Origin of the sequence: Actinacidiphila rubida (assembly GCF_900110255.1) — a bacterium.
GTDB classification, from domain to species: Bacteria; Actinomycetota; Actinomycetes; order Streptomycetales; family Streptomycetaceae; genus Actinacidiphila; species Actinacidiphila rubida.
Genome location: NZ_FODD01000040.1, coordinates 51983 through 74649, shown reverse-complemented (window position 1 = coordinate 74649; position 22667 = coordinate 51983). Strand labels below are relative to the sequence as shown.

Genomic DNA, 22667 nt, shown 5'->3' with positions numbered 1-22667 from the left:
CGGAAAAAGCCGCCATGCAAAGCTCGAGGAGACACTCCCGGAGTGGCCCCTGACCCCACCCACGAACCTGCACCGCCAGGGGCGCGAGGAACTGCGCGAGCAACCACCGCGAACCGTGGGACGGCGACGGCGAGCAAGGGGCTGGGCGGGCCCCGCAGGGGGCGCGGGGTCCCCCAGCCTTCGGCCGGGAGGTGCCCCCAACGCGACAAGCCACGACGGCGCGGCACACGCCGGATCAAGCCCCGGGGGCACCCCGGAGACCGGGGGCAGAGCCCAGGGGCAGCCGACTCAGCGGTGGAGCGCGGCGGAGAGCGCGGAGAGGGTGCGGGTGATGGTGGGGAGCGTGGCGTCCGCGCCGTAGTGGTTGATGCGGAGCATCTCGGAGGCGAGGGCCCCGCCGCCCGCGGCGAGCGGCACGCCGGGGTCCGCGGCCAGCGCCGCGGCGACGAGCTCGCCCGCGTGCATGCCCTGCGGAGTGCGCACCGTCGTGGCGACCGGCGCCGCGTGCGCCGCCTCGCTGACGAACGGGCTGAGCCCGAGGTCGAGCGCGCCCTCGCGCGCCGCCGCGGCCGCGGCCCGGTGCCGCGCGATCACCGCGTCGAGCCCCTCCTGCGCGATGCGGGCCATGCAGGCGTCCAGCGCGAGCATCTCCAGCTGGGCGGGAGCGTGCGGCAGCGTCCGCCGACCGCCGTCGATCCACCGCTCCTTCCAGTCGAGGAGCGACAGGTAGGAGCGGCGCGGCGCCGCGGGATTGGCGGCGATCCGCTGCCACGCGCGCTCGCTGACCGTCACGGCCGACACCCCGGCGGGCCCGCCCATCGCCTTCTGCCCGCCGATCACGCACAGATCGACGCCCCACTGCTGCGGCAGCAGCGGCTCGGCGGCCACCGACGCCACCGCGTCGAGCATGAACAGCGCGCCGCCGTCCCGCACGACCTCGCCGATCTCGGCGACCGGGTTGGTGTTGCCGGTGGCGGCCTCCGCGTGCACCAGCGACACGAAGTCGATCTCGGGGTGTGCCTTGAGCGCCCGCGCGACCTGTTCCGCGGCGACCGCGGAGTCGAACGGCACGGCGAGGTCCACGACCTTGGCGCCCGCGTCCCGCAGCCAGCCGCCGAAGGTGGTGCCGTAGGGGCCGGTGACGATGTTGAGCGCGGTGGAGCCGGGCCGGGCGGCGCCCCGGATGCACGCCTCCAGCGGCAGCAGCGCCTCGCCCTGCATGATCACGACGTCGTCGCCGGTGGACAGCAGCGCCGCCACTCCGCGCTCGACGGCCGCGAAGTCCGCGGCGGTCAGCGGCGGCAGGCCGAGCAGGCCGTCATGGGGGTGCGGCGACGCGGGGGACGCGGCAGCGGACGCAGCGGACACAGTGGTGCTCCTCGGGAAGATCAGGGCCGTACGTCCCGACCCTAACCGGCGCCTCGTACAGTGCGGTGCATGGCTGAACGCGAGGTGTTGCACATCAGGGGCAGGATCCTGGCCGGGCCGGAGGAGGTCCGCGACGAGCTGTGGGTCGTCGGCGGCCGGATCACCTACACCCGGCCGGCCACCGCGCCGGACGCGGCGCTCAGCGGGTGGGTGCTGCCCGGACTGGTCGACGCGCACTGCCACATCGGGCTCGACGCGCACGGCGCGGTCGACGGCGCCACCACGGAGAAGCAGGCCGTCGCCGAGCGCGAGGCCGGCATGCTGCTGGCCCGCGACGCGGGTTCGCCCAGCGACACCCGCTGGATCGACGCCCGCGAGGACCTGCCGCGGATCGTCCGGGCCGGCCGCCACATCGCCCGCACCCGCCGCTACATCCGCAACTACGCCCACGAGATCGAGCCCGGCGACCTCGCCGCGTACGTGCGCCAGGAGGCGCGGCGCGGCGACGGGTGGGTGAAGCTCGTCGGCGACTGGATCGACCGCGACGCGGGCGACCTCGCCGCGTGCTGGCCCAAGGACGCGCTGGCCGAGGCGATCGCCGCCGCCCACCAGGAGGGCGCGCGGGTCACCGCGCACTGCTTCGCCGAGGACTCCCTCGCCGACCTCGTCACCGCGGGGATCGACTGCATCGAGCACGCCACGGGCCTGACGGACGAGACCATCCCGCTGTTCGCCGAGCATGGCGTGGCCATCGTGCCCACGCTCGTCAACATCGCGACCTTCCCGGCCATCGCGGCGGGCGGCGCCGCGAAGTACCCCCGCTGGTCCGACCACCTGCTGCGGCTGCACGCGCGGCGCCACGAGACGGTGCGCAACGCCTACGACGCGGGCATCGCGGTGTTCGCGGGCACGGACGCGGGCGGCAGCCTCGCGCACGGGCTGATCGCCGGCGAGGTCGCCGAACTCGTGCGCGCCGGGCTGCCGGTGACCGCCGCGCTGTCGGCGGCGACCTGGGGCGCCCGCAGGTGGCTGGGCCACGAGGGCCTGACCGAGGGCGCGTCCGCCGACCTGGTGGTCTACGAGGCCGATCCGCGCGAGGACGTCCGGGTGCTGGCCGCCCCCCGCCGCGTCGTGCTGCGCGGCACCGTCGTCGGCTGAGCCCGCCCCGCCCACGGCCGCCCCTCGCGGTCTCACCCAGCGCGCCCGCGGCGTCAGCCGGTTGACGTCCCGTGACGTCCCGGTGGCCGGGCGCGTTGAGCACTCCGGCGTACCCGCGGGCACGTCAACGCCATGGAGGGGTTCATCCCGTTGCGGGAGTGACGGGAGGGAACGGCCGTGCGTGGCGAATTCGAAAAAACGCGCGGAAACCACCCAAAGGGGTGAACTGGCGCCGTGTAGCCGCCAGTTCACCCTCAGTGCGTAAACATTGCCGGGTCGAGGTCCCCGGCGAGCTGTCCCCAGATCAGCGCGCGCCGTGGATGCCATGCCTTCAGTTGGGGTTCGCCTACCGTGTACCGCACTATCAACTTCCTTGCTCCCCTGGGTCGTTCGGCCCGTCGTTCAGCCGCAGTCATCGGAACGGCCGTCGCCCTCGCGGCCGGCTCCGCGGCCTTCGCGCCGGCCGTGCAGGCCGCGCCCGCCTCGTCCCACGCCGACGGGTCGGCCACCGCGACGGTGCTGCGCGCCGGGCTGGACGTCTCGCTGCTCCACAAGACCGTCGACGTGCCCGTCGACGTCTCGCTGAACGACGTGCGGGCGCCCGGCGACGCCCGGGAGACGGCGCTCACCGTGACGGTGGGCCACGGCGTGGAGCTGGGCCGGCCGATCACCCTCCTGCAGGCGAGGGTGGCGACCGCGAACGCCACCGTGGACCACCGCACGGCCCGCGGCTACGCGAACATCGTGGACGCCGAACTGCACCTGCCGGGACTGCCGTTGCTGTCCCTGGTCAAGCTGGACGCGATCACGTCCAAGGCGACCTGCACGGCCGGCCGCGCCCCGGCCGCCTCCTCGACCCTCGCCGGCGTGACCGTGCTGGGCCGCCACATCGCGCTGAACGCGGTGGGCACGACCGAGCTGTCCGTGCCCGGCGTCGGCCGTGTCAGCCTCGAGCTGAACCGCACGGACGTCACGTCCTCCAGCGCCGCCGCGACCGCTCTGCACCTGGGCGTGCACGTCAACCCGCTGAACCTGGGCGTGGCCGAGGTCAGCGGCGACGTCACCCTCGCCCAGGCCACGTGCCACACCCCGCACGGCGGCGGCTCGACCGGCGGCAGCACCTCGGGCGGCTCCACGGACGGCGGCTCCACGGACGGCGGTTCGACGGACGGCGGCTCGACCGACGGCGGTGGCGGTTCCACGAGCGGCAGCACGTCCGGCGGCTCCACCACCGGCTCGACCGCCGGGTCCACCAGCGGGTCCACCACCGGCACGACCTCCGGCGCGACGGGCACGTCCGGTTCGACGACGTCCGGCGGCTCCTCGGGTACCGGCGGCAGCGACACCCACGCGCAGACCGTCTCCGACAACGGCAACCTCGCCGAGACGGGCGCGAGTTCGTCGACCCCGTACCTGGCGGGCGGTGCCGCGGTCCTGGTCGCCGCGGGCGCCGGTGCCGTGCTGCTGGCCGGCCGGCGGCGCCGGAGCTCCGCATCCCGCGACGGCCGGTGACGGACCGAGCCGTCACGGTGTGAGACTGCCGCTCGGGTGACGAAGAAGCCCGGACACGCGCCCGAGCGGTGGACGGCGGTGCGGGGTGCGGGGCGGCGACCGGGGAGGCCGGCCCCGCACCGCCCGCCGTCAGAACGTTCCGCGGCCTCGGGCACCGGCCCCGGAACGGCCCGGGAGGCCCGCGCCGGAGGGGGAGCCGGCCGGACCTTCCGCATCCCGCGCCCCCGGGACGCCGGGGGCCGCGGGAGCGCCCCGGGAGGTCGAACGTGGCGATCGCGAGGGCGTTCGCGAAACCGTCGGTGGTGCGGTGGTCCCGCACCGCGACGCGCAGCCAGTCGGCGCCGAGACCGGGGAAGGTGTCCGCGCGGCGCACCGCGTAGCCCAACTCCCGCAGCCGCAGCCTGGCGTCGGCCGCTCCCGGCAGGTGCAGCAGGACGAACGGCCCGGCCGGGGTGCCGCCCGCGACCCGCACGCCGGGCACGCCGCGCAGCCGCTCCACGAGGTAGGCGCGGTCCGCGGTGACCGTGCGGGCCGCCTCCGCCGCCTCGGCCAGCGCCTCCGGCGCCACGCACGCCTCGGCAGCGGCGAGTGCGGGCGTGGACACCGCCCACAGGGGCTGGGCCTCCGCGAGTGCCGCCACGACGTCGGCGGCCGCCAGCAGGTAGCCGATGCGCAGGCCGGCCAGCCCCCAGGTCTTGGTCAGGCTGCGCAGCACGACCAGCCCGGACACGGCCTCCGGCCCGGCAGCGGCGGCCCCGGCCAGCGACTCCCGCTCGCCCGGCACCGCGTCCATGAACGCCTCGTCGACCACGAGCGTCCGCCCAGGACGCGCCAACGCCCGCACGAGCGCGGCCGGGTGGAGCACGGACGTCGGGTTGGTCGGGTTGCCGAGCACCACCAGGTCGGCGTCGTCCGGCACCGCCGCCGGATCCAGCCGGAAGCCGTCCGCCGCGTCGAGCAGCACCCGGTGCACCCGGTGCCCGGCCGCCCGCAGGGCCGCCTCAGGCTCGGTGAACTGCGGGTGCACCACCACCGCACGGCGGGGCCGCAGCACCCTGGCGAGCAGCACGAACGCCTCCGCGGCGCCCGCCGTCAGCAGCACCTCCGCGGCCGGCCTGCCGTGGCGCGCGGCGACCGCCTGCCGGGCGGCCGTGCCGTCGGGGTAGGCGGCAAGTCCCGGCAGTGAAGCGGCGATCCGGTCCGCGAGCCACGAAGGGGGCGTCCCCGCACGGACGTTGACCGCGAGGTCGACCAGCCCGGCGCCGACCTCGGCGTCTCCGTGGTGCCGCAGGTCGTACGGCTCCGCGGGGTCAGCGGGAGGGCGCATGCCGGTGGCCTTCCCCCTGCGGCGCACCCGGGGACGCGGCCGCACCGCTCCCGGGCTCGTGGCCGTGCCCCGCGTCCTGCCCGTGTGCACTGTGGCTCTGCGGACCGTGGCCGTGTGCACCGTCGTCGTGCGGGCCGTGCCCGTGGGTGTGGCCGGGGTCGTCCGGGTGGTGGTGCGGCTGCTGCGGCTGCCCGACGCGGTCCTCGAACCCGGGCAGCTTGATCCGGTACAGGCAGCTGTCGCAGTTCATCCGCAGGTCGCCCCGCAACGCCTCCTGGTAGCGCTCCATGACCAGTTCGGCCAGCTCGGGCTCGGGCCCGATCACGTCCGCGCAGCGCACGTCCGTGCCGGCGTGCTCCGCCGCCCACCCCTGCGCCTGCTCACGCACCCGGTCCGGCAGCACGCCCGGGAACAGGAAGTACGGCAGCACGACGACGCGGCCGGCGCCCAGCGCCCGGCAGCGGTCCAGGCCCGCCGGCACCGACGGCTGGGCGAGCGACACGAACGCCGTCTCCACGCCCGCCAGTCCGCGGCCCTCCCACAGCAGCCGCGCGGCCTTGAACACCTCGGCGTTCGCGTCCGGGTCGGTGGAGCCGCGGCCGACCAGCAGGACCGTGGTGTCCGCGCGGTCCGCGCCCGCCAGGGCCTCGTCCAGCCGCCGCTCCAGGACCTGGAGCAGCTTCGGGTGCGGGCCCAGCGGACGGCCGTACGCGTACGACGTGCCCGGGTGCCGCTGCTCCTCGCGCGCGAGGGCCGCCGGGATGTCGCCCTTGGCGTGCCCGGCCGCGACCAGCACCAGCGGCACCGCGGCGAACCGCCGCGCCCCGCCCTCCACCATCGCGGCGACGGTGTCGGCGAGCGGCGGCGGCGACAGCTCGATGAAGCCGCCGCCCACCGCCAGTTCCGGCTGCGCGGCGTCCAGGCGTGCGACGAAGTCGCGGAACGCCGCGGCGCCCGCGGCGTCGCGGGTGCCATGGCCGACGAGCAGCAGTGCGGGCGGTTTCACCGGTCGTTCTCCTTCACGGGATGGTGCGTGTACAGCAGGGCGTTGAGGGCGGCCGCGGCCACCGCGGAACCGCCCTTCTCCGAGACGTTGCTCACCGCGGGCAGCCCCGACGCCCGCAGGTGCGCCTTGCTCTCCGCGGCGCCGACGAAGCCGACGGGCATGCCGACGACGAGGGCGGGTGCCGCGTCGAGCGCGATCAGTTCCTCCAGCGCGGTGGGCGCGCAGCCGATCACCCACACCGCACCGGGCCCCACCTCGGCGTAGGCCAGGCGCACCGCGTGCGCGCTGCGGGTCAGGCCCGCGCAGGCCGACGCGTCGGGCAGCCGGCAGACCGCCCGCCGCGCCGTGATGCCGGCCGCGACCATCTCCACGTCCGCGACGACCGGCGCGCCGGCGTGCAGCGCGGCGTGCGCGGAGCGCAACTCGTCCTCGTCGGCGACGAGATCGGTGGCGTACGCGAGGTCGGCGCTGGCGTGGATCACCCGCTCCAGCACGGCGCGCCGCAGCGGCGGCAGGTGCGAGGTGTCGAGCCGTGCCCGCAGGATGCGGAAGGACTCCTGCTCGATGGGGTGGACCGTGCGGGTCACGCTGCTCCTTCCGGTCGTGGGCGCGGCCGCGGTCACGGCCGTGCCGGTTGTTCCGGCCGCGCGGGTCGCCCCGGTCGCGCGGGTCGTTCGGGCTGTCCCGGCTGTCCCGGCTGTCCCGGCCGAGGGCCCGGTCATCTCTGCCATCGGTACCCGCGCGGGGTGACCATGCGGCCGGCGACGATCCGGGTGGCGGAGTTGCCGACGGTCACGACGGTCACCATGTCCACGGTCGCCACGTCCAGCGCGGCGAGCGTCGTGACCTCGGCGCGCTCGTCGGGCCGGGACGCGGCGTGCACGACGCCGACCGGAGTGAGCGGCCCGCGGTGCTCGGCCAGGACCGCCAGGGCCTTCGGGAGCTGCCAGTCCCGGCCGCGGCTGCGCGGGTTGTAGAACGTGACGACCAGGTCCGACTCGGCGGCCGCCCGCACCCGGCGCTCGATCACCTCCCACGGCGTGTGCAGGTCCGACAGGCTGATCGACACGTGGTCGTGGCCGAGCGGCGCGCCCAGCACGGCGGCCGCCGCCAGGGCGGCGGTCACGCCGGGGACGCCCACCACGTCGATGTCGTCCGCGGCCTCGGCCAGCGCGGGCGACGCCATGGCGTACACGCCCGCGTCGCCGCTGCCGACGAGCGCCACCGCGTGGCCCGCCCGCGCCTCCGCGACGGCGGTCCGCGCCCGCTCCTCCTCGGCGCCGAGGCCCGACTCCAGCACGCGCGTGCCGGGCCGCAGCAGGTCCCTGATCTGCGCCACGTACTGGTCCAGGCCGACGACCACCGCGGCGGCGCGCAACTCGGCGGCCGCACGCGGCGTCAGCAGGTCGCGGGCGCCGGGACCGAGCCCCACGACCGCGAGCCGGCCGCGCGGGCGGCGCCGCGCCACGGCCGCGGTCGCCATCGCCGACTTCCGCTTGGGCACGACGAGTTCGGCGGTGGCACCGCCCGCGGCGAGCAGCGCGGCGGCCTCCGCGACGGACGGCGTGCCGACCGCTTCCAGCGGGGCCCGCGACGGATTCGGCACGGCGACCCGGGCCAGCTCCTGCGCCGGGTAGGTGCGCAACTCCACGCCGAGGTGCGCGGCTGCCGCGACGATGCCCTCTTCGGACGCCTTCGCGTCGACGGTGGCGAGCGCGGTGACGCTCTTCCCGGCGAGCCCCGCCTCCGCGAGCGCGCCGCGCACCAGCGCCAGCACCTCGGCGGCGGGCGCGCCGCGGCTCGCGCCCACGCCCACCACGAGGGACGGCGGGCGCACGAACACGGTGTCCTGGCCCGGGTGCGGGTCCCGCGTCTCGTCCGTGAGCCAGACGAGCGGCGGCCGCCCCTGTTCCTGCTCCTGCTCCTGCTCGTGTTCCTGTTCCCGGTGCTCTGCCGCGGTGCCGGGCGTGCGCCAGGGCTCCGCCGGCAGGGGCGGCAGCGGCCACTGCGGCTCCGCGCGCAACTGGACGGTGTCCCCGTCGAGCAGTGCCCGCGTCACCGCGGCGACCTCGCCTTCGGCGGGGTACGGCAGCGTGTCCAGCGCGGTCATCGACACCGCGTCGGTGGCCGTGGTGACGACGGGCTCCGCGCCGAGGACGGCGGCGACCTCCTCGGCCAGGGCGTTCGCGCCGCCCGCGTGGCCGCCGAGCAGTGCCACGGCGTAGCGGTGCGCCTCGTCGACGGTCACGACGCCCGGGTCGGTCTCCTTCGCCGCGAGCAGCGGGGCGAGGAGGCGGACGGTGGCGCCGGTGGCGAGGAACGCGACGACGTGGTCGCACTCCTCGAAGGCGCTCTCCACGCACTGGCGTACGGGGCCTACGTACAGGCGCGAGCGCGCCGGGCCCCAGGCGGCGGCGAGGCGCTCGCACCCGCGGCGGCCGGCGGCTGTCGCGGCGACCATGCCGATCACGTGATCACTTCCTTGTCTCGTCCGGATTCCCCCGTGGCCGGGGCCCACGCGGTTCCCCGCGCCCCTTGCGGGGTCTGTTCCGCCCCGCTGGGGCCGGTTGCCGACGTGCGGTGGTCGGTGCTGGGTCGCACGGCTTGGCGCGTCCCCTGCGGGGCCGGTTCTGGCCCCTGGCTGTCGTTGCCGTGGGGCGTCGTGACGGGGCGGGAACCTGCCGGGGGTGGTGGGGCCCCCGCGGGGTGCGTCGGCGTCGGGTGGGTGCCCTCGGTGGCGTCGCCGGCGGGCGGGGGCGCGGGATCCGGGGCGTCCGGGCGGGTGGACCAGAGGACGAAGACGGGGTTGGTGGGGGAGAGGCGGGTGCTGGTGTCGGGGAGGGGGGCGAGGCGGGAGGACTGGAGGAGGAGGCCGTCGGCGGCGCGGCCGGCCGCGAGGAGGGCGCGGCGGACGGCGGGGACGCGGTCGAGCGAGGCGAGGGTGACGACGACCGTGCGGCGCGCCCGGCGGGCGCACTCGGTGACGATCGCCTCCAGGTCGGGGCCGCCGCCGCCGACGAACACCGCGTCGGGGTCGGGGAGTTCGGCCAGCGCGGCGGGTGCGGAGCCGTGCACGGCCCGGACGTCGACGCCGTGCGCCGCCGCATTGGCCCGGACGCGCGCCACTCCGTCGGCGTCGCGTTCGACGGCGACGACGGCCGCGCCGAACCGCGCGCACTCGACGGCCACCGAACCGGACCCGGCGCCGACGTCCCACACCAGCTCGCCGGTGCGCGGCCCGAGCCGCGCCAGCACGAGCGCCCGCACCTCGAACTTGGTGACCATCGAGTCGCGGTGCGCGAACTCCTCCTCGGGGAGCGCCCATCCGGCGGGCGCGGGCGCGGGCCCGGCGACGGTCCGGGGGGCCGCGGCGGGCAGCCGCCCGGCGGGGGCCAGGCACAGCACCACGGACCCGCCGTCGGGCCACTCCCGGGCCGCCGCCTCCCGCGGGGTGACGTGGACCACCGATTCGGCGCCGGTGCCGAGCGCGGAACCGACCACGAGGGTGCGGTCCGCGTCCGCGCGCGCCAGTTCCGCGCCCAGCTCGGCCGGCCCGGCGCCCGGACCGGTGAGGACGGCCGCCTTCGGATGGGCCCGGCAGACGTTCACCGCGGTCCGCAGGTCCCGCCCGTGCGCGCTGACCACGACCGCGTCGTCCCAGGTCAGCCCGAGCCGCGCGAAGGCGACCGCGACCGAGGGCGACGACGGGCGCACGTCGAGCGCGGCCGGCCCGAACCGTTCGCCGAGGGCCCGCACGATCCCGAAGAAGCCGGGGTCGCCCGAGGCGAGGACGGTGACGGGCCGGTCCTGTGCCACGTACCGGGCGATGGCGTCGAGCGCGGGAGCGAGCGGGCCGAGCACCCACCGCTCGGCGCCCGGGGGAAGTTCGGCCGCATCGAGGTGGCGGGCGGCACCGACGACCAGCGCGGCGCCCGCGTCGACGGCACCGGCGCCCGGTGCGGTTCCCGTCCCCACGACGGTGATCACGCCGTCAGCCACGGGACGACCGCAGGGCGCGCCGGGCGGCCGGGTCGGCCCGGCGGAAGCCGTGGAAGTGCCCGGGGTGGTAGAGGTGCGACCGGGTGCCGGACGCGCCCAGCGCGGGCCCGACGAGGAAGAGCGTGTGCTTCCACAACTTGTGCGCCTTGACGGTCTCCTCGAGGGTGCCCACGGTGCAGTGCAGCAGCAATTCCTCGGGCCAGGTGACCTGGTGGGCGACGATCACGGGGGTCTCCGTGGGGTACCCGCCCTCCAGCAGTTCCGCGGCGAGCTGCCCGGAGCGCGCGGCCGAGAGGAACACCGCCATCGTCGTGCCGTGCCGGGCGAACTCCCGCACCTCCTCGCTGGGCGGCATCGGCGTCTTGCCGCCGCCGAGGCGGGTGAGGACGACCGACTGGGCCACCTCGGGGATCGTCAACTCCCGCCCGGCCAGGGCGGCGACGGCCGAGAACGACGAGACGCCCGGCACGATCTCGACGTCGACGCCCAGTTCGGCGCAGCGGTCGACCTGTTCCTGGGTGCCGCCCCACAGCGACGGGTCGCCGGAGTGGACGCGCGCCACCCGCAGCCCCTCGCGTCCGGCCCGCTCGTAGACGGCCACGACGTCCTCGAGCGACATGGCCGCCGAGTCCATGACCTCGGCGTCGTCGCGGGCGTGCTGCAGCACCTCCGCCTGGACGAGGCTGGCGGCCCAGATGACGACGTCCGCCTCCGCGATGGCGCGCGCGGCGCGGAACGTCAGCAGGTCCGCGGCCCCCGGCCCGGCGCCGACGATCGTCACCCTGCCCCGGCGCGGGGCCGCGCCCCGGGTGCCGTCCCCGCTCATCGGGGGTCTCCCTTCGTCTCCGGGCCGAGCTTGCCGCCGCGGCCGCCCTCGCGCCGTGCGGGCGCGATCAGTGTCGACAGGTACGGCAGCGGGCCGTCCAGCAGCTCCGCGGCGGGGCGGATCGACTCGTCGGGGAGGCCGAGCGCACTGCCCCACACCGCGCCTTCCGTGCGGCCGGCGGCGTGCAGCGCGGCGGCGACCTCCCCGGCCCGGCGGCCGAACTTGTAGGCCACGACGGTGCCCGGGCCCGCCAGTGCCCGCGCCAGGACCTCGGACCCCGCCGTGACGGGGACGAGCGTCAGCGGTTCGGTGCCCTCGGTGAGCACCGCGCCGCTGCGGGCGGCCAGGTCCTGCATGGCGGTGATGCCCGGGACCGTCGCGACGGCCGTCCCGGGCAGCAGCGCACCGACGGTCTGCGCCAGGTACGTGAACGTCGAGTACACGTTGGGGTCGCCGATGGTGGCGAACGCCACCTCGCCGTGCTCCCGCAGCAGTTCGGCGACCCGGGTGCCCGCCGCGTCCCACGCGGCTTCGCGCCGGGCCCGGTCGGTGCGCTCGTTGAGCGCGAACACCACGCGGACGACGCGCTGTTCGGGGACGTAGTGCCGCACGGTGGCCTCGGCGCGGCCGAGTTCGCCGGTGTCCATCACCGGCACCACCACGACGGCGGCGGCGCGCAGCGCGTTGACGCCCTTGACCGTGACGAGTTCGGGATCACCGGGGCCGACCCCGACTCCTGTCAGACGCATGCCCATGCGGCGCACCTCTCGACGAAGCGCCGGGCCAGGGACGGCTCGGCGGACCAGTGGACGTGCAGGTACGACGCGTGCACGTTGGCGGACACGAAACCCTCGGTGCCGCGCTCGGGGGCGGTGAACCCCCAGGCGGGGGCCGGGGCGCCGGGGCCGGGCCGCACGACCGTGCGGTGGAACTCGTGGCCGCGCAGCCGGGTGCCCTCGGCGGCCAGCACGCTGTCGCCGAGCGCGACGGCCTCGCGGTAGCCGAGGGTCAGGCGCTCGGTCATGACCGCGGTGGCGTCGAGGACGCCGCACATCTCCGCGCCGTCCAGGTCCCGGACGAGGTACAGCAGTCCGGCGCACTCGGCGGCGATCGGGCCGCCGAAGGCCGCGATCGCCTTGCGCAGGGCGGTGTTGGCGGACAGCGCGGGGGCGTGCACCTCGGGGAAGCCGCCGCCGACGACGATGCCCGACGTGCCCGCGGGCAGCGCCTCGTCGGCCAGCGGGTCGAAGAGCGCGACCTCGGCGCCCGCGGCTTCCAGCAGTTCGGTGTGCTCGGGGTAGGCGAAGCTGAACGCCGGCCCGGCGGCGACGGCCACCACGGGACGGCCGGTGCGCGACGGGACCGGCCCCACCTCGGCGGCCGGGTCCCAGGGCGCCGCGTCCAGCGGCGGCGCGCTGCGGGCCAGCGCCCACAGGGCCGCCAGGTCGCAGGAGGCCCGCACTTGTGCGGCGGCGGCCCGGATCCAGCGGGCCGCCTCCGCGCGCCTCTCGGCGGCCGGTACGAGCCCCAGGTGCCGGGACGGTACGCGCAGCGCGTCGTCGCGCCGCAGCGCGCCCAGCACCGGTACGCCCGCCTCGTCCAGCGCCTCGCGCAGCACCGCTTTGTGCCGGTCGGAGCCGACGCGGTTGAGCACGACCCCGCCGATCCGGACGCCGGTGTCCCACGAGGCGAAGCCGTGCACCAGCGCGGCCACCGAACGGGCCTGGGACGCCGCGTCGACGACCAGCACGACCGGTGCCCGCAGCAGCTTCGCGACCTGCGCCGTGGAGCCCAGCTCACCGTGCCCCGAGGCGCCGTCGAACAGGCCCATGACGCCTTCCACGACGGCCAGTTCGCAGCCCGCCGCGCCGTGCAGGAACAGCGGCGCCACCCGCTCGGGGCCGCACAGGTACGGGTCGAGGTTGCGGCCGGGCCGCCCGGTGGCGAGCGCGTGGTATCCGGGGTCGATGTAGTCGGGGCCGACCTTGTGCGGGGACACGGACAGCCCGCGTTCCGCGAACGCGGCCATCAGCCCGGTGGCGACGGTGGTCTTGCCGCTGCCGGACGCGGGCGCGGCCACCACGAGCCGCGGCACCGCGAGGGGGGAGGAGCCTGCGGACGTCACCACTCGATGCCCTTCTGGCCCTTCTGGCCCACGTCCATGGGGTGCTTGACCTTGGACATGTCGGTGACCAGGTCTGCGGCGTCCACCAGGGCCGCCGGCGCGTTGCGCCCGGTGATCACGACGTGCTGCGTGCCGGGGCGGCTGCGCAGCACCTCCACGACCTCGTCGGTGTCGACCCACCCCCAGTGCAGCGGGTACGCGAACTCGTCGAGCACGTACAGCCCGTAGGTCTGCGCGGCCAGGTCACGCCTGACCTGTGCCCAGCCCTCCCGCGCCGCCTCCTCGTTGGACTCGGGGGAGCGCTGCACCCACGACCAGCCCTCGCCCATCTTGTGCCAGGCGACCGTCCCGCCCTCGCCGGAGTCGCCGAGCACCCGCAGTGCCCGCTCCTCGCCGACCCGCCACTTCGCGGACTTGACGAACTGGAACACCCCGACCGGCCACCCCTGGTTCCAGGCGCGCAGCGCCAGCCCGAACGCGGCCGTCGACTTCCCCTTGCCGACGCCGGTGTGGACGATCGTCAGCGGGCGGTTGCGTCGCTGACGGGTCGTCAGACCGTCGTCGGGTACCACGTCCGGTTTGCCCTGCGGCATCAGGCGGCCCTCCGCACGTCCTTGACCAGGGCGGACACCGTGTCCGCCCGCAACTCCTCCAGCGTCACCGCGACGCCGTCCAACTCCCGTGCCAGCGCGCCCGCCAGGCCGAGCCGCACGGGCCCGGACTCGCAGTCCACGACCACCGACGCGACGTGCGAGGCGGCCAGCAGCCGGGCCGCCCTGGCCGCGGTCGCCACCGGCTCGACGCCGCCGGTGGCCCGGCCGTCGGTGACCAGCACCAGCAGCGGCCGCCGCGACGGGTCCCGCAGCCGCTCCACCCGCAGCACCTCGTGCGCCCTGAGCAGCCCGGCGGCCAGCGGTGTGCGGCCACCGGTCGGCAGCACCGCGAGCCGGGCCGCGCCGGTGTCGACCGACGACGTCGGCGGCAGCGCCAGTTCCGCGCCGGCGCCGCGGAAGGTGACCAGGCCGACCTTGTCGCGGCGCTGGTAGGCGTCCAGCAGCAGCGACAGCACGGCGCCCTTGACCGCGCCCATGCGCTGCCGCGCCGCCATCGAGCCGGAGGCGTCGACCACGAACAGCACGAGGTTGCCCTCGCGGCCCTCGCGCACCGCCTGCCGCAGATCGTCGCGGCGCACGACCAGCCCGCGGCCGCTGCGGCCCCGCTCGCGCTGGTGCGGCGCCGCGGCCCGCACGGTCGCGGCCAGGTGCAGCCTGGTCAGCGGTCCGTCCGGCCGCCGGGCACCGGTGGTGCGGCCGGCCGCCGTACGGGCGCGCGAACGGCGGCCCGCCGCGCCCTCGCCCAGGCCCGGCACGGTCAGGGGCCGGGTCCGGTAGGGGTCCGCGGGCGCGGCCGGCGGCCGCTCGGCGGCTCCGGCTCCGGCCGGTGCGGGCGCCGGCTCGGTGTCCTCACCGGGCGCCGCGTCCGGCGCCGGAGCGGCCTCGGACGCCGGTCCGGCGCCGGTGCCGGGAGCGTCCTGCGGCGGGCGGCCGCCGCCCCCGTCGTCCGGGCCGCCCCCGTCGTCCGGTCCGGGCCCGTCAGGATCGGGGTCCGGATCCTGGTCCTGGCCGGCCGCGCTGTCACCGCCCGCCCCGCGGGCCTGCTCCAGCGTCTCGTCGAGCTTGTCCTCGTCGAGCCCCGGCGCGTCGAACGGGTTGCGGCGGCGCCGGTGCGGCAGGGCCAGCAGCGCCGCCTGCCGGACGTCCTCGGCCAGCACCACCGTGCGGTCCGCCCACGCGGCGAGGGCGGTCGCGGTCCTGGCCATCACGATGTCGGCGCGCATGCCGTCCACCTCGAACGCGGCACAGGTCGCGGCGATCTGCCGCAGCGCCCCGTCCCCGAGCCGCACGTCCGGCAGCAACCGGCGTGCGGCCGCGATGCGTTCGCGCAGGCCCCGTTCCTCGGCGGCCCACCGCACGGCGAACGCCGCAGGGTCGGCGTCGTAGGCCAGGCGCCGCCGCACCACCTCGACCCGCTCGTCGGTCTCGCGGGACGCCGCGACCTCCGCGGTCAGCCCGAAGCGGTCCAGCAACTGCGGCCGCAGTTCGCCCTCTTCGGGGTTCATCGTGCCCACCAGCAGGAAGCGGGCGGCGTGCCGCACCGACACGCCCTCGCGCTCCACGTAACTGGCGCCCATGGCCGCGGCGTCGAGCAGCAGGTCCACGAGGTGGTCGTGGAGCAGGTTGACCTCGTCCACGTAGAGGATGCCGCGGTGCGCGTCGGCCAGCAGGCCCGGCTCGAACGCCTTCACGCCCTCGGCGAGGGCCCGTTCGATGTCCAGGGCGCCCACCAGGCGGTCCTCGGACGCGCCGACGGGCAGCTCGACCATCCGCGCGGCGCGGGTGAGGCCGCCGAGCGACGGGTCGTGCGGGCCGTCCGGGCACCGCACGTCCGGATCCGCCGGGTCGCAGCCGAACCGGCAGCCCGGCACCACGTCCACGTCGGGCAGCAACGCCGAAAGGGCCCGCACCGCCGTGGACTTCGCGGTCCCCTTCTCGCCGCGGACCAGCACGCCGCCGACCGCCGGCGACACCGCGTTGAGCAGCAGCGCGAGCCGCAGGTCCGGCTGGCCCACCAGGGCACTGAACGGGTACGGGGTACTCACACCGACTCCTCGTCGTCGTCCGGTTCGCCTTCCAGGTCGCCCTCTAGGGCGAGGTACGTCTCGCGGAGCCGCGCCAGCGTCTCCGGGTCCGGCCGCTCCCACAGGCCGCGGTCGGCGGCCTCCAGCAGCCGCTCGGTGATGCCGCGCAGCGCCCACGGGTTGGAGCGCTTCATGAAGTCGCGGTTCTCGGCGTCGAAGACGTACTCGGCCGAGAGCCGCTCGTACATCCAGTCGTCGACGACGCCGGCGGTCGCGTCGTACCCGAAGAGGTAGTCGACGGTCGCCGCCATCTCGAACGCGCCCTTGTAGCCGTGCCGCCGCATCGCCGCCATCCAGCGGGGGTTGACGACCCGCGCGCGGAAGACGCGGTGCGTCTCCTCGCCCAGCGTGCGGGTCCTGACCTGGTCGGTCAGCGCGCTGTCGCCGACGTACGCCTGCGGGGAGGAGCCGGTGAGGTGGCGGACCATCGCCACCATCCCGCCGTGGTACTGGAAGTAGTCGTCGGCGTCGACCAGGTCGTGCTCGCGGGTGTCCACGTTCTTCGCGGCCACCTGGATGCGCCGGAACGCCGTCTCCATGTCGCCGCGCGCCGCCCGGCCGTCCAGGCCGCGGCCGTACGCGTAACCGCCCCACACCGCGTAGACCTCGGCGAGGTCGGCGTCGGAGCGCCAGTTGCGGGCGTCGATCAGCGGCAGCAGCCCGGCGCCGTAGGCGCCCGGCTTCGAGCCGAAGATCCGGGCCGTGGCGCGGCGGCGGTCGCCGTGCTCCGCCGTGTCCTGGTCGGCGTGCGCCCGCACGTAGTTGGTGTCGGCGGGCTCGTCCAGTTCGGCGACCGCCCGGACCGCGTCGTCCACCAGCGCGACCACGTGCGGGAACGCGTCGCGGAAGAACCCGGAGATGCGGACCGTGACGTCGATGCGCGGCCGGCCGAGCTCGGCGGTCGGCACGATCTCGAAGCCGGTGACGCGCCGCGAGGCGTCGTCCCACACCGGACGGCAGCCCAGCAGCGCGAGGATCTCGGCGATGTCGTCGCCCTGCGTCCGCATGCACGAGGTGCCCCACACCGTCAGGCCCACCGAGCGCGGGTAGGCGCCGGTGTCCGCGAGGTGCCGGGCCAGCAGCGAGTCGGCGAGCGCGGTGCCGACGTCCCAGGCCAGCCGCGACGGGATCGCCTTGGGATCGACGGAGTAGAAGTTGCGTCCCGTCGGCAGCACGTTGACCAGGCCGCGGGTCGGCGATCCGGACGGTCCGGCCGGGACGTAGCCGCCGCGCAGCGCCCGCAGCACGTTGCCGATCTCGTCGCCGGTGCGCACCAGCCGGGGCACCACCTCCGTCGCCGCGAACTCCAGCACTCTTACGGCGTCGGGGACTTCGTGCCCGTTCAGCGCCTCGCGCAGCACCGCCTCCGCGGTCCCGGCGCCCCAGCCGCCCGCCTCCATGGCCTCGACCAGCCGCCTGGCGAGCTGCTCCAGCAGGTCGACGGCGTCGGACGCGGTGCGGGCCGGCCCCGCGGCGAGCGCGGTCAGCGCCCCGGGGACGGCGGTGCGGGCGCCGGGTTCGGCGAGCAGCTCCTTCTCCGACAGGCCGAACGACGCGGCCAGTGCCGCTCGCAGCCCCGGCAGCGCGCCGCCCGCGCCGCCCCACACCTGGGCCGAACGCAGCACCGCCAGAACCAGGTTGACGCGCGGCTCGCCGACCGGGCCGGCACCCAGGATGTGCAGGCCGTCCCTGATCTGGACGTCCTTGATCTCGCACAGCCAGCCGTCGACGTGCAGCACGAAGTCGTCGAAGTCGTCCTCGCCGGGCTGCTCGTCGACGTGCAGGTCGTGGTGGAGCTCGGCGGCCCGCACCAGCGTCCAGATCCGGCTGCGCACCGCCGGGGCCTTCGCCGGGTCGAGGTCGCTCACCAGCGCGTACTCGTCGAGGAGTTGTTCCAGCTTCGCCAGGTCGCCGTAGGAGTCTGCGCGGGCCATCGGCGGCACCAGGTGGTCCACAACCGTCGCGTGGCCGCGCCGCTTGGCCTGGGTGCCCTCACCGGGATCGTTGACGATGAACGGGTACACCAGCGGCAGTTCGCCGAGGACCGCGTCCGGCGCGCAGCCCGCGGACAGGCCGAGTCCCTTGCCGGGCAGCCACTCCAGGGTGCCGTGCTTGCCCAGGTGCACCAGCGCGTCGGCGCCGAACGTGCGGTCCAGCCAGCGGTAGGAGGCCAGGTAGTGGTGGGACGGCGGCATGTCCGGGTCGTGGTAGATGGCGATCGGGTTCTCGCCGAAGCCGCGCGGCGGCTGGATCATCACCACGACGTTGCCGAACCGCAGGGACGCCAGCACGATCTCCGGCTCGCCGGACGAGTCGTCCACGTAGAGGCCGCCGGGCGGTTCGCCCCAGGCCGCCGTCATCGCGGCCCGCAACTCGCCGTCCAGCGTGGCGAACCACTCCTGGTAGTCCTTCAGCGGCACCCGGGCCGGCGCGGCCGCGAGCTGGTCCTCGGTCAGCCACTCCACGTCGTGGCCGCCGGCCGCGATCAGCCGGTGGATCAGCTCGTCGCCCTCGTCGGGGTGGTCGCCGACGCGGTAGCCGGCCTCACCGAGGGCCCGCAGCAGCCGGACCGCGGACGCGGGGGTGTCCAGGCCGACCGCGTTGCCGATCCGTGAGTGCTTGGTCGGGTAGGCGGTGAACACCAGGGCCAGGCGCTTGTCGGCGTTCGGCGTGTGCCGCAGCCCGGCGTGGCGCACCGCGATCCCCGCGACACGGGCGGCCCGCTCGGGGTCCGCCGCGTACACCGGAACGTCCCCCTCGCCGGTCTCCTTGAACGAGAACGGCACGGTGATCAGACGCCCGTCGAACTCCGGGATGGCGACCTGCATCGCCGCGTCCATCGGGGTCAGCGCGGCGTCGGACGCCAGCCAGGCGGCGCGCGAGATGGTCAGGCACAGGCCCTGGAGCACCGGCACGTCCAGCGCCGCCAGCGCGCCGACGTCCCACGCCTCGTCGTCGCCGCCCGCGCTCGCCGTCGACGCGACCGTGCCGCCCGCGGCCAGCACGGTCGCGACGATGGCGTCCGCCCCCGCCAGCAGCCCGTACACGCCGTCGCCGGGGCTCCTGAGGGAACCGCAGTACACGGGCAGCGCGTTGGCGCCCCGATCCTCGATCGCGTCGCACAGGGTGTCCACGAACGCGGTGTTGCCCGACAGTTCGTGGGCCCGGTAGAAGAGCACCGCGACCGTCGGGCGGTCCGCGTGGCGGGGCCGGTCGCCGTGCACGCCGAACTCCGGCATGGCGCGCGGCGCTTCGAAGCCCTCGCCGCTCATCAGCACCGTGTCGGACAGGAAGCGGGCCAGTTGCGCGAGGTTGTCCGGGCCGCCCTCGACCAGGTAGCGCAGCGCCTCCGCGACCACGCCCGCGGGCACCGACGACAGCGCCATCAGCTCCGCGTCCGGCACCGACTCGCCGCCCAGCAGCACCGTCGGCACGCCCGAGGCCGCCAGCACCGCCAGCCCCCGCTCCCAGGCGCGGCGCCCGCCCAGCAGCCGCACCACGGCCACGTCGGCGCCGTCGAGCAGCGCCGGCAGGTCGGCGTCCGGGTCCACCCGGGACGGGTTGCCGATCCGGTAGACGGCCGCACCCGCGGCCGAGCCGGCGCCGGTGCCGGCCGGGGCGCCGGGACCGGGGGACGCGGCCCGCGCCGCCAGCAGGTCGGTGTCCGCGGTGGACAGCAGCAGAACGGTGGTCATGGTGCCCCCGGTGGGAGGAAGGGGAGGCCGGCGGGCGCGCCGTCCTCGATGAGCCGCAGCAGCGCGGCGGTGTCGGTGTGCGCGTCGATCAGGTCGGCGAGCCGGTCCAGCTGCTGCTCGCGCAGCGCCTCGAAGGACGTGTCCGGTGCGGGTACGAAGCGCCGCCCGGCCAGCTGGGCGACCAGCCGCAGGAACTCCCGGCGGAAGCCGTCGCTCTCCAGCGAGCCGTGCCAGTGCGTGCCCCAGACCGCTCCGACCCGGCAGCCGTCGAGGAACTCCTCGTCACCGCCGTGCAGTTCGGCGACCCCGTGGTGGATCTCGTAGCCGGACACCGGCCGGCCCAGCGCCTCGCCCTCGGGCCGTGCGAGGGTCTTGTGCGCGGCGAACCGCACGGTGACCGGCAGCAGCCCGAGGCCGTCGACGGTGCCCGCGCGGGACTCCACGTCGTCCTCGATGCGCGTGCCCAGCATCTGGAAGCCGCCGCAGATGCCGAGCACCGGACGGCCCTGCGCGGCGCGGCGCGCCACGGCGTCGGCCAGCCCCCGCTCGCGCAGCCAGCGCAGGGCCCTGACCGTGCCGCGGGTACCGGGCAGTACCACGAGGTCGGCGTCGGCGATCTCCTCGGGCCGGTCCACGAACCGCACCACCACGCCGGGTTCGGCGGCCAGCGCGTCGACGTCGGTGAAGTTCGACATCAGCGGCACCGCCGCCACGGCGACCCGCAGCACGTCCTCGCCGAGCGGCGCCGCGGCCGCCTTCGACTCGCGCGCCCGCAGCCCGTCCTCCTCGTCGATGCCCAGACCGTGCGCGAACGGCAGCACCCCCAGCGCCGGGCGGCCGGTGAGCTTCAGCAGCATGTCCAGGCCCGGCCGCAGCAGCGACACGTCGCCGCGGAACTTGTTGACCAGGTAGCCGCACACCAGCGCCTGGTCCTCGGGCGAGAGCAGCGCGGTGGTGCCGAAGAACGACGCGAAGACACCGCCGCGGTCGATGTCCCCGACCACCAGCGCCGGCAGCGACGCGCGGCGGGCCAGCGCCATGTTGACGATGTCGGTGCGCCGCAGGTTGATCTCCGCGGGGCTGCCCGCGCCCTCGCAGATCACCGCGTCGTGGGTGCGGCCCAGCTCCTCCAGGCAGCCGACCACGGTGTCCAGCAACTCCCGCTGCCGGCCGCCGTGGTAGCCGCGGGCGCTCAACTCGCCCACGGCGCGGCCCAGGACGATGACCTGGCTGCTGCTCTCCCCGCCCGGCTTGAGCAGCACCGGGTTCATCAGGGCCGTCGGCTCCACCCGCGCGGCCTGCGCCTGCATCGCCTGGGCGCGGCCGATCTCCGCGCCGTCCCGGGTCACGAACGAGTTCAGGGACATGTTCTGGCCCTTGAACGGCGCGACCCGCAGACCCTGCCGGACCAGCCACCGGCAGATGCCCGCGGTCACCACGCTCTTGCCGGCGTCCGAGTGCGTCCCGGCGACCAGCAGCCCCTTGACCCGGCGCCCGCCGGCCGTCCCGCCCGTCCCGCTCACCGCGCCTCCCTCGGCCGTCCGGACACGCCGCCGCGGGCCCGCGCGGCGGACAGCAGCAGTGAGGCGCCGAGCGCCAGCGCGTTCACCCGGCGCGAGAGCCGGACCGCGCGCGGGATGTCCGCGGCCCCGGGGGCGCGGAACTCCGCGCCGAGCAGCGGCCGGTGCTCGACGCGGCCGGCGTAGGCGAGCGTGCCGCCCAGGCGCAGCCGCAGCGCACCGGCGAACGCGGCCTCCACCGGGCCCGCGTTGGGGCTCGGGTGGCGGCGGGCGTCGCGGCGCCAGGTGCGCAGCGCCGACGCGGGATGCGGGCCGGAGGCGGTGGCCAGCGCCGCGGTCAGCCGGGCTCCGGGGTAGCCCGCCGCGTCGTCCAGGCGGGCCGAGGCCCAGCCGAACCGCAGGTAGCGCGGCGAGCGGTGACCGACCATCGCGTCAAGGGTGTTGACGGCCCGGAACCCGGCCAGCCCGGGCACGCCGAGCAGCCCGCCCCACACCAGGGCGCCCACGACGGCGTCCGAGGTGTTCTCGGCGACCGACTCCACCACGGCGCGGGCGATGCCGCCCTCGTCCAGGTGCTGGGGGTCGCGGCCGCACAGGTGCGGCAGCCGGGCGCGCGCCGCGGCCAGGTCGCCGGACTCCAGGGCGGCGCCGATCGCCGCCGCCTCACGGGCCAGCGACGTGCCGCCGAGCACCGACCAGGTGGCGGCCGCGGTCAGCGCGACACCCAGTACGGGCGAGCGCCGCACGGCGCGTTCGGCGAGCGCGGCGGCAGCCGCCGCACCTCCGGCGCACAGCGCCGTGTGGACCGCCCCGTTCAGGCGGTCGTCGCGCCACAGCCGGCGTTCCAGTGCGAGTGCCGCGCGCCCGAAGGCCGCGACCGGATGGCCGCGGCGCGGGTCGCCCGCGGCGAGGTCGCACAGGAAGCCGAGTGCGGCGCCGTACGCGTAGACGCGTTCGGCACGCGGGGCAGGCATCGGCTCAGCCCGCCGTCACGCTCCGCGGGGGCGAGCACAGGGGGGAACAGGGCGGTGCGCCGGGGGTGTTGGGGCCAACTCGGGTGCCGGGCATGGCAGGGGTCCTCACTCAGGGTCCGCGCCCTGGTTCGACGTGACCGGCGGTGAGAGTCTCCTGGCTCCCGGATCAACGCACTCCCGGTCTTCCAGCCGTCGAACACGGCCGTGACGTACGGGTTGGGAGTGCACTCCCCGGTGACAGTGGCGGGACCGCGCCGGATTCGCACCGGACTTCCTCTCCTGCCGCCGTATGGCTTCCGGCAGTTCACCACGTGCGGGATACCCGGTCAACTCCGCGTTGACCTGGGGCGACGTACTGTGTCGAGCCCCACACCCCGCCCGCGGCGCGCCACCGGCCCACTCGCGCCGCGCCGGCGGGCCGCCCGGGCCGCGCTCCGGAACGCACGCAGGGCCGCGCCT

The 22667-nt window shown here is 76.4% G+C and carries 14 protein-coding genes, 2 pseudogenes and 1 riboswitch; of the genes and pseudogenes, 2 read left to right on the top strand and 14 right to left on the bottom strand.

Features of this window, described 5'->3' with window-relative positions:
- Nucleotides 1–288 precede the first annotated feature (288 nt).
- Entirely contained in the window at nucleotides 289–1368 is a 1080-nt protein-coding gene (locus BMW99_RS31340) for a pyridoxal-phosphate-dependent aminotransferase family protein (RefSeq protein ID WP_245791703.1), read from the bottom strand.
- A 69-nt stretch (nucleotides 1369–1437) separates the two neighbouring features.
- Here BMW99_RS31340 and BMW99_RS31335 point away from each other — a divergent pair, with 69 nt between their 5' ends.
- Together BMW99_RS31335 and BMW99_RS31330 are read left to right on the top strand one after the other, a co-directional pair.
- Nucleotides 1438–2526, top strand: coding sequence for an amidohydrolase family protein (locus BMW99_RS31335; protein WP_075018012.1), 1089 nt, complete (start codon nucleotides 1438–1440; stop codon nucleotides 2524–2526).
- A 351-nt stretch (nucleotides 2527–2877) separates the two neighbouring features.
- Entirely contained in the window at nucleotides 2878–4038 is a 1161-nt protein-coding gene (locus BMW99_RS31330) for an SCO1860 family LAETG-anchored protein (protein WP_245791702.1), read from the top strand.
- 268 nt (nucleotides 4039–4306) lie between these two features.
- On the opposite strand, the pseudogene cobC reads toward BMW99_RS31330, so the two are convergent.
- From cobC to BMW99_RS31265, 13 genes and pseudogenes are all read right to left on the bottom strand, one after another.
- Nucleotides 4307–5365 (bottom strand): annotated as a pseudogene (gene cobC / locus BMW99_RS31325) (Rv2231c family pyridoxal phosphate-dependent protein CobC); the annotation flags it as partial.
- Nucleotides 5349–6371, bottom strand: a complete 1023-nt coding sequence (locus BMW99_RS31320; RefSeq protein WP_079138815.1) for a CbiX/SirB N-terminal domain-containing protein — start codon at nucleotides 6369–6371, stop codon at nucleotides 5349–5351. The gene BMW99_RS31320 and the pseudogene cobC, both read right to left, overlap by 17 nt.
- Nucleotides 6368–6958, bottom strand: coding sequence for a precorrin-8X methylmutase (locus tag BMW99_RS31315; protein WP_069465934.1), 591 nt, complete (start codon nucleotides 6956–6958; stop codon nucleotides 6368–6370). Before BMW99_RS31315 ends, BMW99_RS31320 begins: the two co-directional genes overlap by 4 nt.
- Before the next feature lie 131 nt (nucleotides 6959–7089).
- Nucleotides 7090–8841 (bottom strand): precorrin-3B C(17)-methyltransferase, encoded by a 1752-nt coding sequence (cobJ, locus tag BMW99_RS31310; protein ID WP_075018011.1) that lies wholly within the window; start codon nucleotides 8839–8841, stop codon nucleotides 7090–7092.
- 299 nt (nucleotides 8842–9140) lie between these two features.
- Nucleotides 9141–10358 (bottom strand): annotated as a pseudogene (gene cbiE, locus BMW99_RS31305) (precorrin-6y C5,15-methyltransferase (decarboxylating) subunit CbiE); the annotation flags it as partial.
- Between the two features lie 4 nt (nucleotides 10359–10362).
- Nucleotides 10363–11196 (bottom strand): precorrin-4 C(11)-methyltransferase, encoded by an 834-nt coding sequence (gene cobM, locus BMW99_RS31300; RefSeq protein WP_069467309.1) that lies wholly within the window; start codon nucleotides 11194–11196, stop codon nucleotides 10363–10365.
- Nucleotides 11193–11951 carry a precorrin-2 C(20)-methyltransferase gene (cobI, locus tag BMW99_RS31295; protein WP_069467308.1) on the bottom strand — a complete coding sequence of 253 codons (759 nt, stop codon included), beginning with the start codon at nucleotides 11949–11951 and terminating at the stop codon, nucleotides 11193–11195. Before cobI ends, cobM begins: the two co-directional genes overlap by 4 nt.
- On the bottom strand, nucleotides 11936–13324 hold the full coding sequence (locus BMW99_RS31290; RefSeq protein WP_245791701.1) for a cobyrinate a,c-diamide synthase: 1389 nt from the start codon (nucleotides 13322–13324) through the stop codon (nucleotides 11936–11938). The genes cobI and BMW99_RS31290 overlap by 16 nt, the downstream gene beginning before the upstream one ends.
- On the bottom strand, nucleotides 13318–13914 hold the full coding sequence (gene cobO / locus BMW99_RS41820) for a cob(I)yrinic acid a,c-diamide adenosyltransferase (RefSeq protein WP_069464159.1): 597 nt from the start codon (nucleotides 13912–13914) through the stop codon (nucleotides 13318–13320). Before cobO ends, BMW99_RS31290 begins: the two co-directional genes overlap by 7 nt.
- Nucleotides 13914–15980 (bottom strand): putative cobaltochelatase, encoded by a 2067-nt coding sequence (locus BMW99_RS31280; RefSeq protein WP_075018010.1) that lies wholly within the window; start codon nucleotides 15978–15980, stop codon nucleotides 13914–13916. Before BMW99_RS31280 ends, cobO begins: the two co-directional genes overlap by 1 nt.
- Nucleotides 15977–19714, bottom strand: a complete 3738-nt coding sequence (gene cobN, locus BMW99_RS31275) for a cobaltochelatase subunit CobN (protein ID WP_075018009.1) — start codon at nucleotides 19712–19714, stop codon at nucleotides 15977–15979. Before cobN ends, BMW99_RS31280 begins: the two co-directional genes overlap by 4 nt.
- The gene (locus tag BMW99_RS31270) at nucleotides 19711–21237 is read right to left on the bottom strand and encodes a cobyric acid synthase (protein ID WP_075018008.1); all 1527 of its coding nucleotides are present in this window, start codon (nucleotides 21235–21237) and stop codon (nucleotides 19711–19713) included. The genes cobN and BMW99_RS31270 overlap by 4 nt, the downstream gene beginning before the upstream one ends.
- On the bottom strand, nucleotides 21234–22208 hold the full coding sequence (locus BMW99_RS31265) for a cobalamin biosynthesis protein (RefSeq protein ID WP_075018007.1): 975 nt from the start codon (nucleotides 22206–22208) through the stop codon (nucleotides 21234–21236). The genes BMW99_RS31270 and BMW99_RS31265 overlap by 4 nt, the downstream gene beginning before the upstream one ends.
- Before the next feature lie 127 nt (nucleotides 22209–22335).
- Nucleotides 22336–22533, bottom strand: a riboswitch (cobalamin riboswitch).
- Nucleotides 22534–22667: the final 134 nt, after the last annotated feature.